Annotated in this window: 13 protein-coding genes and 1 pseudogene; 5 read left to right on the top strand and 9 right to left on the bottom strand. The window is 55.7% G+C overall.

Annotated features, from left to right (window positions below; translation table 11 throughout):
* Window positions 1–66: 66 nt before the first annotated feature.
* From ACMGGE_RS06200 to ACMGGE_RS06190, 3 genes are all read right to left on the bottom strand, one after another.
* The gene (locus ACMGGE_RS06200) at window positions 67–504 is read right to left on the bottom strand and encodes a VOC family protein (RefSeq protein WP_167210429.1); all 438 of its coding nucleotides are present in this window, start codon (window positions 502–504) and stop codon (window positions 67–69) included.
* A gap of 13 nt (window positions 505–517) precedes the next feature.
* Window positions 518–955 carry a VOC family protein gene (locus ACMGGE_RS06195; protein ID WP_420293533.1) on the bottom strand — a complete coding sequence of 146 codons (438 nt, stop codon included), beginning with the start codon at window positions 953–955 and terminating at the stop codon, window positions 518–520.
* A 79-nt stretch (window positions 956–1,034) separates the two neighbouring features.
* The gene (locus tag ACMGGE_RS06190) at window positions 1,035–2,195 is read right to left on the bottom strand and encodes an MFS transporter (protein WP_420293532.1); all 1,161 of its coding nucleotides are present in this window, start codon (window positions 2,193–2,195) and stop codon (window positions 1,035–1,037) included.
* A 130-nt stretch (window positions 2,196–2,325) separates the two neighbouring features.
* Between ACMGGE_RS06190 and ACMGGE_RS06185 the strand changes: the two genes are divergently transcribed.
* Window positions 2,326–2,862 (top strand): MarR family winged helix-turn-helix transcriptional regulator, encoded by a 537-nt coding sequence (locus ACMGGE_RS06185; protein WP_048030625.1) that lies wholly within the window; start codon window positions 2,326–2,328, stop codon window positions 2,860–2,862.
* Window positions 2,863–2,886: 24 nt separating this feature from the next.
* Complete coding sequence (locus ACMGGE_RS06180; protein WP_420293531.1) at window positions 2,887–3,810, top strand: LysR substrate-binding domain-containing protein; 924 nt, start codon at window positions 2,887–2,889, stop codon at window positions 3,808–3,810.
* Window positions 3,811–3,857: 47 nt separating this feature from the next.
* Here ACMGGE_RS06180 and ACMGGE_RS06175 read toward each other — a convergent pair whose 3' ends face one another.
* Window positions 3,858–4,328 carry a hypothetical protein gene (locus ACMGGE_RS06175; protein ID WP_196352322.1) on the bottom strand — a complete coding sequence of 157 codons (471 nt, stop codon included), beginning with the start codon at window positions 4,326–4,328 and terminating at the stop codon, window positions 3,858–3,860.
* Window positions 4,329–4,543: 215 nt separating this feature from the next.
* On the opposite strand from ACMGGE_RS06175, the gene ACMGGE_RS06170 reads away from it, so the two are divergent.
* Complete coding sequence (locus ACMGGE_RS06170; protein WP_325841428.1) at window positions 4,544–5,329, top strand: phosphotransferase family protein; 786 nt, start codon at window positions 4,544–4,546, stop codon at window positions 5,327–5,329.
* 139 nt (window positions 5,330–5,468) lie between these two features.
* On the top strand, window positions 5,469–5,945 hold the full coding sequence (locus ACMGGE_RS06165; RefSeq protein WP_045910449.1) for a WbuC family cupin fold metalloprotein: 477 nt from the start codon (window positions 5,469–5,471) through the stop codon (window positions 5,943–5,945).
* Window positions 5,946–6,010: 65 nt separating this feature from the next.
* On the opposite strand, the gene ACMGGE_RS06160 is transcribed toward ACMGGE_RS06165, so the two are convergent.
* Window positions 6,011–6,553 carry a cysteine hydrolase family protein gene (locus tag ACMGGE_RS06160; protein WP_420293530.1) on the bottom strand — a complete coding sequence of 181 codons (543 nt, stop codon included), beginning with the start codon at window positions 6,551–6,553 and terminating at the stop codon, window positions 6,011–6,013.
* Between the two features lie 400 nt (window positions 6,554–6,953).
* On the opposite strand from ACMGGE_RS06160, the gene ACMGGE_RS06155 reads away from it, so the two are divergent.
* The gene (locus ACMGGE_RS06155) at window positions 6,954–7,256 is read left to right on the top strand and encodes a hypothetical protein (RefSeq protein ID WP_420293529.1); all 303 of its coding nucleotides are present in this window, start codon (window positions 6,954–6,956) and stop codon (window positions 7,254–7,256) included.
* A gap of 114 nt (window positions 7,257–7,370) precedes the next feature.
* On the opposite strand, the gene ACMGGE_RS06150 is transcribed toward ACMGGE_RS06155, so the two are convergent.
* The 4 genes and pseudogenes from ACMGGE_RS06150 to ACMGGE_RS06135 all read right to left on the bottom strand — a co-directional run bounded on the left by ACMGGE_RS06150 (window position 7,371) and on the right by ACMGGE_RS06135 (window position 12,867).
* Window positions 7,371–7,970: an NAD(P)H-dependent oxidoreductase gene (locus ACMGGE_RS06150; protein ID WP_420293528.1), complete on the bottom strand. Its 600-nt coding sequence runs from the start codon at window positions 7,968–7,970 to the stop codon at window positions 7,371–7,373.
* A 74-nt stretch (window positions 7,971–8,044) separates the two neighbouring features.
* Window positions 8,045–8,638 carry a TetR/AcrR family transcriptional regulator gene (locus ACMGGE_RS06145; protein WP_420293527.1) on the bottom strand — a complete coding sequence of 198 codons (594 nt, stop codon included), beginning with the start codon at window positions 8,636–8,638 and terminating at the stop codon, window positions 8,045–8,047.
* Between the two features lie 34 nt (window positions 8,639–8,672).
* Window positions 8,673–11,761: pseudogene (locus ACMGGE_RS06140) on the bottom strand (efflux RND transporter permease subunit).
* On the bottom strand, window positions 11,758–12,867 hold the full coding sequence (locus ACMGGE_RS06135) for an efflux RND transporter periplasmic adaptor subunit (RefSeq protein ID WP_420293526.1): 1,110 nt from the start codon (window positions 12,865–12,867) through the stop codon (window positions 11,758–11,760). The pseudogene ACMGGE_RS06140 and the gene ACMGGE_RS06135 overlap by 4 nt, the downstream one beginning before the upstream one ends.
* Window positions 12,868–12,898: the final 31 nt, after the last annotated feature.

Genomic DNA, 12,898 nt, shown 5'->3' with positions numbered 1-12,898 from the left:
CAGATGTTTGACACAAGTTCTTTAGGTCCGCTCTTCGCTAAAAGCGGACCATACTTTAAAACTTTATTAGTGACGTGACTCTTCCTCTCCTGAGAGCGTATCCGCATCAGGTGAATAATTCCGGTAAACGCATGCCAGTTTATGCCCGTCAGGATCGCGAAGATAGGCAACATAAAAATCGGGGCCGTAGGCGGTTCGTGTACCGGGCACGCCTTCATCCTTTCCTCCCGCAAGAAGGCCCGCTGCATGGAAGCGTCTGACAATTTCCGCGTTATCGGCTCTGAATGCGAACATTGTCCCGTTTCCCGCCGTCGCGGGTTGCTGGTCAAAAGGAGGACAAATGCAGAAGCTAAATTCGTCATCCGGATGATTTTCGTTTCCCCACATTGCCCAGCTATCAGTCCAGGCGGGCAGACGTGAATAGCCCAGCACGTTAAAAATAGCGTCATAAAAGTTCACGGCGCGCTGAAAGTCATTTGTCCCTATCGTGATATAAGCCAGCACCTTATAACATCCTCTATCCACGCAGCCACGGCGTAATCGTCAGACCGGTCAGTAAACCTTCCGGGCTGAGCAGGCGAGTGACGGTTTGCCCCCACGGTTCCGTGCGGTTGGCGACCAACAACCGATAGCCTTTTTCACTCAGAAAACGGGTAGCGGAATCGAGATCCTGCACCTCGTATTCAATCCATCCCTGCGGTATCGGATGCTCCACGGGCCACTGCGCTTCACCAAAACAGGACGTTGCCGCCTGTGACAGCGGCCAGACGGCAAAATGCTTCACGCCCGGTAAGCGTCCCTCTTCAGTGAGCAGATAATCGGCATTACCCTCCATCGGCTTCAGCGGCAGTCCGAGAGTCTGGATATAAAACGCGGTGCTGGACGCTGTATCCTGTGAAATGGGCCCGAACCCGGCGACGAACATGACATCAATTCCCGGTAACGTCTGCGACATATCCACTCCTTAATAGCCTGAAATGATGGAATTTAGCGTAGAGCCGTCTTAAATACGACTCTCAATTATGGTATCGCATTCACCGCGCCTGCACGTTCACGGTGGGTTTGAAAGTGAACGCGATAACGATCAACAGCACGACTCCTGCACTCATCACTAACCAGGCGCTGGTCAGCGAGACCGAACTGTCGCGAACGATCCCTGCAACTAGCGGCATGAGCGCGGCGATCATATATCCTCCGCCCTGAACTTTAGACAGTAACTTCCCGGCCTGCGCGGGCGTTCGCGCATGATCGAACGTGACGATAAGCGACAGCGGGAAGAGGGCGCCGATACCGATGCCAAGCAGCAAGGTTGATAAGACCGGCGTGGTGCCCGGCGCAAAGACCAGACACAGTAATCCCGCCAGCAGCAGTAACAGTACAGTTATCAGCGGAACACGGCGGTCGGGGAATTTACCGATCAGCGCGGAGACGGCAAACCCAGCGGCCACCTCGGTTAAGGTCAGCCAGGCCAGCATATAGCCGCTGCTGCGTGCGGACCATCCAGCCTGAATATAGAGCGGGGGCAGCCAGGCTAAGACCAGCGTGTAGGCACCCGTCCCCACGCCAAAAAAGAGCAGAAGGAGGCCAGTCCGGGAGGAAGAGAGCGTAACGGGTTCATGTGCTGTTTGTTCCCCTTGAGGCTGCTTAACCAGGGGTAACCACAGCATCAGCGCCAGCAGCGCGAGCACGCCTGCCATAGCCAGCGCGGGCTTGAGCGAGAGCCATGAAAACAGCGGCTCGGCGCTGGCGGCGGCGACTGCCGCACCGGCCATAATGCCCGTGCTGAATAGCGACATGATCGTGCTGGCCGTTTGCGTATACGCCTTTTTTATCAGGGCAGGCATTAACGCCTGGATCGTGCCGATGCTGGCCCCGCCCAGTAACGCGGTGCCCATCAAACCTGTCAGCGAGGTGCTAAAACCGCGTAATGAACAGGCTATCAGCAGGATGAACAGCCCGAGCATTATTCCCCTGACGGCACCGATCCTGGCTAAAAGCCAGGGGCCACACAGGGCAGCCAGTCCCATCATCGCCACCGGCAGGGTAGTCAGCAGGCTGAATTGCGTCGCGGTCAGCCCCGCTTCGCGCTGCAGCACAGAGAAAAGAGGGCCGACCGAGGCCAGAATGGGGCGCAGGTTCAGCCCGACGATAAAAGCGATAACGGCGAAGAGTAACGGTGATGTGCGTTTCAACATGGCATCCTTTTCGGTTGTGAATGGCCCAGGCAAATTGCCGCGAGCATTTATCTTAACGTTAAGATAAAATCTGTTTTTGTGTAAGATGTACCGCACAACTCGATAAATTCCCACGCTATCCGGGGTGAAGATGAAAGACCATGTAGACTTCGTTGTCGGCCAGTGGAGCAGCGCCATGCCTGAGCTGGACGCCTCGTCGATGAAAATTTTTGGCCGAATGCTCAGGCTGATGAAGCACCTGGGAAAAGAACGCGCGCAGGCCATGGCACCGTTTGGCTTTCGCGAGGGCGAGTTTGACGTCCTCGCCACGCTGCGTCGCGCCGGGGAGCCGTACTGCCTTTCGCCCACGCAGCTGTATACATCCCTGTTGATCACCTCAGGGGCGATGACGAACCGGCTCAACCATCTTGAACAACAAGGCCTTATCAGGCGGATTGCCGATCCTGATGACAAGCGCAGCTCGCTGGTCAGCCTGACGCCGCACGGGCAGGCTCGTATCGAACAGGCGCTGCTCGTGCACACGGAAACGCAAAATGCGCTGCTGAGAAACCTCTCTGAGGCGCAACGCGCGCAGCTTGAATCTCTGCTCAGAGGGCTGCTGCTGACGTTTCCGGCTGAGGAATGGGGTGAAACGTCACCGAGTGCCGATAATACAAAAACTGCATGATTACACCTGACAAAAAGGGAACGTATGTCTTTACCGCCACTGTATGCACTGCGCGCGTTCGAAGTTGCCGCACGGCTGAACTCCTTTAGCAAAGCGGCTGAAGTCCTGAATATCACGCCGGGGGCGGTCAGCAGGCATGTGCGGACGCTTGAGATGTGGTTTGACTGCGAGCTGTTTAAGCGGCAGGGTCCGAGAGTGGAGGTCAGCGACGCCGGGCGCATTCTGGCCGGGCAGCTTAGCGAAAGCTTCTCGAATATTGAGTGGGCCTGTCGCGCATTCAAAAGTGAAAACCACCTTCTGCGCCTCAAAGCCCCCAGCACCCTGACGATGCGATGGCTCCTCAATGTGCTTAAATCCTTTCGCGAGAACCACGCGAAGCCGAAAATCGAAATCGCCAGCGTCTGGATGGACTTCGACACGGTTGATTTCAGTCGGGAACCTTATGATTGTGCGATCCTCCTCGGTAACGGTTATTTCGGCGAGTCAACGGAGAGTCGACTGCTGTTCAGCGAATGGCTTATTCCGGTTTGTACGCCGTCTTTACTGGAGTCTGCCCGGCATCAGCTTCCAGAATGCGATCTTATTCATCCGTCACCGGACAGACGGGACTGGAAGCGCTGGCTGAAAAGGACGAGCCTATTCCCCGGCCTCGACATGAGCGGTGGGATCGTGTTCGACACCCTGGAGCAGGCAAGCCTTGCGGCCATGCACGGACACGGCGTGGCGATGGCCGATCTCCGGCTCACGCTCGACGCGTTGAAAAGCGGCCTTCTCGCGCTGCCCTTCAGGGAGGCGATAGCAACAGGAGATGGTTACTACCTTGTCTGGCCGAAAAATTCGCTCAGAGGACAGAGTATTGAACGGTTGCTGACCTGGCTTAACCTTAATGCACCAGTGGTGCCCTCTTTGGATATTGTCTGTCTTGATTTCAATGAAAAGCGGATTTAATAAATAGCGGAATATTAACAGGGAGATATTCCGCATAGTGAGCGTATTTATGCGTAGGGAATATTTGCCATCTTTTTATATCTTTCCGGCAGGGCGCTGTTCAGATTGAGTAATTTATCCAGTATATAAAGAGCGGGCGTTCCCTTTGCGCGTTCAGCTTCGATCAGCGCAGAACGTAACAGATTGGTAGCCGATGTCATTTCACGGAAGTACTCCTCAGATTCAGGCGTCTGAACTTCGCCTGAAGCGGCGTAGCGCACCCGGGGCCAGTCCGCGAAGTCCAGAAGCGGAAGGAGCCCATCTTCTTTGGGCAAATGTGCTGAGAGCAACTCTTCGGCGTTACCCGGATTGCTTTGGGCGAAAGACAGAAGATGCAGGCGATGAATAAAGGGTGAAAGCAGCTCAGTGCTATCGTCTTCTGACGAAAGTAACGTTATTAACGCATGAATATTTTCACCCGCGATGTTTTTTTCAGGTGAGATCATTTTCATTAGATGAAATAAAACATCGAGTGTCATACGTACTCCATATGCATGCAGGTGTATTTATTTTTTGAATTTCGCTCTCTGTTCCAGGTCAGGAAGAGATTGGGAATGAAGGGATGGTATTTCAATGCGATCGGGTTTGAAAAACGAGAAATAGTGGGAATCAATGTGAGTTTTACTCAACGTCAAATGTTGAACAACCACACTATACTTACGCCCTGAAACCGAACGCGTGGCATGAGGATGGTATGACCGCCGAGAATTTATCCAGAATGGGCGCTGCAAAAGTCCGCCAGGTGATGGATCAACATGACAATACGTTGATAGAAAAATACCCTGTTAGCGATGTTGAATACGGCTTTTATGAGCGTGCTGCGGACCCGCTACGTCGCGTTGTTGAATCCCCGCGACTGTTGCACGCCGACCCGCATCGACGCTGCCTGAGGATCGAATATGTTCCTCATAAGCTCTCTCAGGATGAGATTTCCGGGGATGAGATATTGAGACGCCTTGTCCGCCTTCATGATTATCCTGCTGATCCTGCATGGATTTATCACACCCATACCTGGTCTGAGTCAGCGCTTGAAAAATCCTTGTCTCTTTTGGAATTACCCATGCGTGCTGAGCAGCAGATGCGATGTTTTCAACAAGCGGCCTGCGTTTTGTTTAGTCAGGAATGTTTAATTTCTGGTGATACCAATGCGGGTAACTGGGGCAGAAGAGAAAACGGCGATGTGATCCTTTTCGACTGGGAAAGATTCGGTACTGGCAGTCCGGCTATCGACCTTGCTCCGCTGGTTCAGGGGATGGGCTCAAAACAAAGCATTTTACAACTTGCCGAGCGCTACTGTTTTTTTGCCACGCATTCTGATGCATATCAACTAGCCAGGGAAATCACTATCGCCAAAGCATGGATTGTCACAGAAGTGGTGTTATTACTGCACGAAAGGAAAAAGCCTGATTTGAATCTATACCTTAACTGGTACAGAAAACACCTCCCTGATTGGCTTGAAGAGTCCGTCTCATCTCTTTAATGCCTTATATCAGCCTTCGGGGCGATAACGCAGGCAGCGATTTGTTTCACAAATCCCATCGCTACTCGACCGTTCAGGATGGTATAACGTCTTGCGGCAATCGGGTTGCCGTAGACAGCCCACATTCCTAAAGGTGTATATGAAACAAATTACTTTCAGTGACCTGCAGCAGCAAAGCGAGCAGGCCGCACATTCTCCTCGCTTACGCGCCCATCGTAATTTACACCCTGAACTGAGCGACCCGGTGCAGCGCCTGGCCATTGCAATGGAACCTGGTACCTATGTTCGCCCCCATCGCCATCCTCACACCTTTGAACTGCTGACGGCGCTGAGCGGTCGCTTTCTGGTGCTGAATTTTGACGACAGCGGCAACGTGACCCGGCGTGTGGTGTTAGGTGAAGAGTGTAAAGTGCTGGAGATGGATGCCGGAACCTGGCATGCCGTGCTGTCGCTGGATAAAGGTGGCGTCATTTTTGAGGTTAAACACGGGGGGTATCAGCCCGTGCCCGAGCATGATACCGCCCCATGGTCACCGGCAGAAAACGAGCCTGGCACCGAGAAGCTGATGCGATGGTATGCTCAGGCACAGGTGGGTGACGGTGGGTTTACCCTGTAATTATTCTCTTATGTGCCCGGCGCGCGGAAAGGCGAGCCGGGTAAAGAGATAAGCGCTCACGCGAGTCAACTCACCGTATTAAAAAGCCAGTCACGAGCAGTCGAGAGCGTCACGAACGGGCCTGCCAGCGTGCTGTTGTGATGGGCAATAATGTCGCTGGCGGATAAATAGTCATTATCCATTGTGGTATGCGCATCTGAAATTAATACCGTCCTGAAACCTAGTTCCGGTGCGGCCCGGCAGGTCGTATCGACGCAAAACTCTGTTTTCATCCCGGCAATGACCAGCTGTTTAATACCTCGCTGATTAAGTTCTCGCAGCAATACCGTATCCCGAAAACAGCTGGGATAGCGCTTGGTGAAAACAACGTCCTGCTCCTTCACGTCCAGTTCAGGTATCAGCTGTGTTAACGGCCCCTTTTCTGAGAGGGGGGAGTCGTCCGGCCCAATATGGCGGGCAAAAAAGACGGGCACCTGCGCGTCTCGGGCGTTGGCGATTAACAAGCGGATATTGGCCAGAACGGCATCGGCGGAGCGAGGGGAAACCGGGCCCCGAAAGAGGCCCTGCTGCATGTCGATAATCAAGAGAGCATTGTCAGATGAAACCATTTTCTTTCTCCATTCAGAGGGTGGTGAACGGAGAGAGATTTCCCCGTCCATGTCGGCGAGGATTGAGGTTCTGTTTGTCAGTCGTTCACTACAGATACGCTCTCACCGCCGAAGGATCCGGTGGTGGTGAGGGTGGTTGTTGGCTGAACTGACGTAAACATATTATGACCTTCGCTGATATATCTTTTAAGTCATATCCGGACGAGCCGTTAAACTTTAAAAATTTGCTGCCGATAGTTCTTTTCAATACCATCAATATGCATGTAAAGATGAACAAAATCATATCAGCATATTTGGTAGTTGCGTATTTGTCGGCTCGACTTATTGCACAATCCAACAGTGCGAGAGACTGGATAAAAACCGTTGTGTTTCGATAAAAAATCACAAAAAGGATGTGCGTATGTTGAAAAGATTAGTCGCGGGGCAGATGAGCTTACCGATGACTTTCTGGGGATGGGGAATTTGCGGTAATTTTCTACTGGGTCTCATTGGGCTTGCTGGAGTGCAGACCGGTCATCCGGCCATGATGCCGCTTTCCTATATACTTAAAGCCATTCTGTTCAGTGCTGTACTTTCCGGCATAACTTTCATTCTGCGTCGAAAAATCACGGTATTGGGTGGGATCGCTTTTTTTATTATTTTGATTCAGGTGATTATGAGTGTAGTGATGACGATTGGCCTTTCCTCGTTATTTTTTGAATAATCACAAGAAAGAGCGTTCCGGTTTGCCAGCAGGATCCCTGACGGTTAGTAACATCGAGAACACGTGCCTCCTTATGGCGAAGGAGGCACGCCGTTGCTGGCTGGATAGCCGATATTATTTTAGGTTCCCGATCTTGCGCAGGAATTCTTCTACCTGCTCGGGCGTCGCCGTGTCTGCCTGGTAAAGGATATCGAGCTTAACGTTCTTCAACCCGCAGAAACCAAATACCCCTTCGATTATCTGCGTCTGAATCGCCGTCGAATAGCCGTGTTTATCAAATCCGGTGAGATCGCTACCGCCAGTGGCAATCAGGCGAACGGGAACATCCCGTAAATTACCCACGATCCGGCCGTCGTCAGCCACCTTATACGCCCAGTTCAGGGTCAATACGCGGTCGAACCAGCCTTTCAACAGCGCGGGAACCGACCACCAGTACACCGGGAAGACAAACACCAGCATATCCGCACGCTCGACGCGCTGCTGCTCGCGCAGAATATCGTCGGGGAGGGCGCTCGGATCCCCGTGATACAAGTCAAGATCGGCGCGAGACATGGCCGGATTAAACCCTTCAGCATGCAGATCGGCGAACTCAACCTGCATACCTTCCTCGCGTAATTTTCCGGCAATGCGGGCGGCCAGTGAATGGGACAAGGACGTGTCGACAGGGTGAGCCGTCACGATCAGCGCGTTACTCATGGCGTTTGTAGCAGACATAGCAACCTCAAAATGGGGGAGAAGAGATGCCTATGTTACTATTGGTAACTTAGGTGTCAATCCACCCCCGGCGATCATTTTGTGCTATTCGCGTAGGTCGCAAGCACGCCGGTCATGGCGCCGCTGAGCGTATCTTCCGCCACATTCCGGGCGAGCAGGCCGTTGCCGGCCGCGGTGCTGAGCGCCTCCGCCGCCCCAATGATGGCCGTCAGTACCGCTTCCCCCTGAACGCCTTTTAAGACGATAAAAGGCGAAAGCGCGGTGCGCAGGCAGTCGGCACATTCGGCCACGCATGCTTCCCGGAAGGTCTGCAGCGCGCGAGAACCGGACAGCGCCGCGGCGATTGGCCCGGTTTCAGGCCCGGCGGCAATGGCACAGTCGATATAGGCCGCGCTGAAAAAGCGGATCGTCTTCTCCAGCGTTTTGCTGTCAACCGCCAGCGTCTCGCGGAATTTCGCCAGTTGCCGATCGCTATAGTCCTGATACAGCGCCATCAGCAGCCCTTCGCGATCGCCAAAGTGGTCGTAGGGGATGGGCTTGGTCACGTTGGCCCGTTCTGCCAGATAGCCAAGGGTCAACGCCTCGGTGCCTTGCTGACGCACGATTCCACGCGCAACCTCCAGCAGCTGCACGCGGCGGTCCTCTTTTCTTAAGCGCTTAACAACCATGCTTTCCTCAGATTAGTTATCTACCAATGGTAGTTTACACGTTTTCCGTACCGTGCTGAACGCGTTGTTCAACCGGGCGGATCAGGAACCAGATCGCATACATCGCGGGCAGGAAGACGAGGGTAATGATCGTCCCGCCCAGCGTTCCGCCGATCAGCGTCCAGGCCAGCGTGCCCCAGAACACCGAATGCGTCAGGGGAATGAACGCCAGCACGGCCGCCATGGCGGTGAGTAAGACCGGTCGCGCTCGCTGGACCGTCGCCTCGACCACCGCCTGGAACGGATCGAGGCCGTCCTTCTGGTTATGATCGATCTGACCGATCAGAATCAGCGTATTGCGCATCAGAATGCCGGAGAGGGCGATCAAACCGACCAGCGCGTTGATGCCAAACGGCTGATTAAATATCAGCAGGGTCGGCACGACGCCAATCAGCCCCAGCGGCGCGGTTAAGAACACCATGACCATTGCGGAGAGTGAACGCACCTGCAAAATGATGATCAGCAGCGTCAGGGCAATCATGATCGGGAACAGCGGTAACATAGCCTGCGTGGCTTTACCCGATTCCTCAATCGAACCCGCCATGTCGATACGGTAGCCGGCCGGCAGCGAATCAACGATCGGCTGGAGCTGCTTCATGATGGCGACCGACACGTCCGGCGGCTGAAGATTGTCGGCGATATCGCCCCGTACGGTAATCGTGGGGGTGCGATCGCGACGGCGCAGGATCGGGTCTTCCATGCCGATCTCAATCCTGCCGATTTGAGACAGCGGCACGCGCTGTCCCGCATTGCCGACCAGGGTAAAGCCTTCGATTTTTGCCGGGTCAAGACGGATATCCCCCCCGCGCGGGCAACGACGTCTACCGATCGAATATCTTCCCGCACGGAGGTGACAGGCACGCCTGATAACAGGAACTGAAGCTGCTCGGCAACGGCGCTGGAGGTTAAGCCGGTCGCCTGCAGGCGGTTCTGATCGAGAGTGAAATGCAATACCGGAACGCGTGACCCCCAGTCAGTGTTGACGGTTCGCATCATCGGGCTTGCCTGAAGCACGGCTTTCACCCGTTCGGCGATGTCCTGTACCTGTTTGACGTCCGGCCCCGATACGCGCCAGGCAACCGGGAAGGGCGAGTAGGGGCCAAACACCAGTTGTGTTACCCGCACGCGGGCTTCAGGTGCAAGACCGCTGGCGACGGCCTCCCTGAGCCTGAACTTAAGCGCCTCACGTGACGTCTCGCTGTCCGTCAGGATCACGATTTTTGCAAAAGAGGGATCGGGCAGCTCGGGAGCCATTGCCAGATAGAAACGGGGCGAGCCCTGACCAATATAGGCCGTGACGATTTTGGCTTCCGGCTGCTGGCCCAGCCATGCTTCTATTTTTGCGGTTGCGGCGCTGGTTTGCGCAATCGAGGTGCCATAAGGCATCTGTACTTCAACCAGCACTTCCGGGCGATCGGAGGTCGGGAAGAACTGTTTTTTTACCAGCCCCATGCCAAGCACGGCCAGAATGAAAATGGCGACCACGGACCCGGCCACGCGCCATTTTCTGGCGATAACGCGGCCAAGCAGCTGGCGAAAACGGTTATAGCGGGGCGTGTTATAGATGGCGGCATGGCCCCCTTCCACTTTGGGGATCGCCGGCAGGATCTTCACCCCAAGATACGGTGTGAACACCACCGCCACAAACCATGAGGCAATCAGGGCGAGGCCGACAATCCAGAACATATTGCTGGTGTATTCCCCGGCGGTCGACTGGGCAAAACCATTCGGCATAAAGCCAATGGCCGTCACCAGGGTACCGGCCAGCATCGGCGCGGCGGTGTGGCTCCAGGCGTAGGCCGAGGCTTTGATTCTGTCGTAACCTTCCTCCATCTTCACCACCATCATTTCGATGGCGATAATGGCATCGTCAACCAGCAGACCGAGGGCGAGGATCAGGGAGCCCAGTGTGACGCGGTCAAAGTTTATTCCCGCGGCTTCCATCACCACGAAAACGACCGCCAGCGTCAGCGGTACCGCCGCGGCAACCACCACCCCCACGCGCCAGCCCATGCTGACAAAACAGACCACCATGACCACAAGCAGGGCGACGAAGAATTTGATCATAAACTCATCGACCGAGGAGCGGATATTGACGGACTGGTCGGTGACTTTGGTCAGGGTCATGCCAAGCGGCAGGCTATCGTTGATTTTCGCCGTTTCCGCATCCAGCGCTTTACCCAGCGCCAGGCCGTTCCAGCCCTCACGCATGACAATGCCCAGCAGCAGGGCGGGTTCATGCTGATTGCGTATCAGCATCGTCGGGGGATCTTCGTAGCCTCGTTCAACTGTTGCCACATCCGACAGCGTGAGCGTTTTGCCCTGGGCGACTAATGGCGTATCGCGGATTTTCTGCAGTTCATCGAACGCGCCATCCAGGCGGATAAAAATCTGTGCGCCCCGGGTTTCAATGGCACCCGCCGCGGCCAGAGCGTTCTGGCTATTGAGGGCATTGAAAATATCCTGCGGTGAGAGGCCCATCGTGGCCAGACGGTCATGGGAGAAGGCGATATATATCCGCTCGGCCTGTTCGCCGATAATGTTCACTTTCTTCACGCCGGGAACGTGCAGAAGCTGCTGTCGCAGGCCTTCGGCATCGCGTACCAGCTGCCGCTGCGGTTCGCCTTTTGCTTTCAGGGCAAAGAGGGCAAAGGTGACATCCGAGAATTCATCATTGATCATCGGGCCGATGACGCCCGCCGGAAGACGCAGGGATTCATCACCAAGCTTCTTACGCGCCTGATAGAACTCCTCCTGCACTTCATAAGGCGGGGTTTTGTCCTGCAGTGACAAGGTGATATACGCCATGCCGGGGCGGGTGTAGGTTTCCGTACGGTCATACCATTTGAGCTCCTGCAGGCGCTTTTCCAGCGGTTCGGCTACCTGATCCTGGATCTCCTGCGCGGTTGCGCCCGGCCAGACGGCGATCGCCGTCATCTGCTTCACGGTGAAGGGCGGATCTTCCGCGCGCCCGAGCCCAAAAAAGGCGTAAATACCGGCAATCGTCACCAGAACGATCAGAAACAGCGTGACGGAACGCTCGCGGACGGCCAGCGCTGACAGATTGAAGCGGCTTCCGCTCATGGTGCATTCTCCGCCGGAGCGGCATGGCGCTGTTCTGCCAGCCTGACAACTTCACCTTCGTGCAGAAGATGGGCGCCTAACGCAACGATCTTCTCCCCAGGCTTCACGCCACCCGTGACCTGGACCGCATCTTCGCCCACGCTCAGCACCTTAACCGGCGTCCATGTGACCTTTGCTGGCTGGGCGGAAATGCGCCAGACGCCGGGCCCTTTACCCGCATCGTAGAGTGAGGCCAGCGGGACCTGCATCGCCTGACCTTCCGTTTTCGCGTCTTCAATGCTGAGCGTGACGGTCGCCCCCAGCGGCGCGTTCGCCAGCTGACCATCCAGCACGTAGCGGGCTTCATACGTGCGGGTTGCGGCATCTGCGGAGTCAGACAGCAGGCGCAACGTCGCGGTGACCGGGTGTTGTTCACTGCCATAAAGCGTGGCCTGCGCTTCGCTGCCGACGGCAGGGCGCAGCGTCTCCGGAAGCTGGACAAGCGCTTCGCGCTGTCCCGCTCTGGCAAGGCGGATGACGACCTGCCCGGCGCTAACGACCTGACCGGGTTCGGCGAGCGTCTCCATCACCACGCCGTCTGAATCCGCCAGCAGTACGGCATAGCCCGTGGCGTTTTGCGCCACGTTGGCCTGCGCCCGGGCAGCGCTGAGATCCGCCCTGGCCGTATCGGCCGCCGCTTTAATCTGATCGTACTCCGAGGCGGACACCGCGCCGGACGCCACCAGGCCGCGATAGCGCGACTCATCGCTGGTGGCTTTTCTCGCCCGTGCCTGGGCAGCATCCACCGCGCGCTGCTGCGCCTGGGCCTGTAATTTCAGGTCAACAGGATCGAGACGCAGCAAGGGCTGGCCCTGTTTGACGGTCTGCCCGGTATCCACCAGGCGTTCGAGGATTTTTCCCTGAACCCTGAAGCCCAGGTCGCTTTGCGTTCTTGCCACCACCACGCCCGTGAAGGCGCGGGCGGCAGGGTTCGCCATCTCGACAGAGGCGGATCTGACAAGCGGTGGCTTAGTGCGCGGATCGTCACTCGCGGAATTATCGCCGCACGCCACCAGGGCAAACGGCAGAAGACATACGGCAACGCGGGCTGAAGTGAGCCTGAGCATGGGAAACCTTATTGAAGTAACAGGACGGTAT

It is taken from the genome of Enterobacter sp. BNK-22 (genome assembly GCF_048684805.1).
GTDB classification, from domain to species: Bacteria; Pseudomonadota; Gammaproteobacteria; order Enterobacterales; family Enterobacteriaceae; genus Enterobacter; species Enterobacter quasiroggenkampii.
Note: the sequence above shows the minus strand (reverse complement) of the source record. Positions and strands in the feature narration are given on the sequence as shown.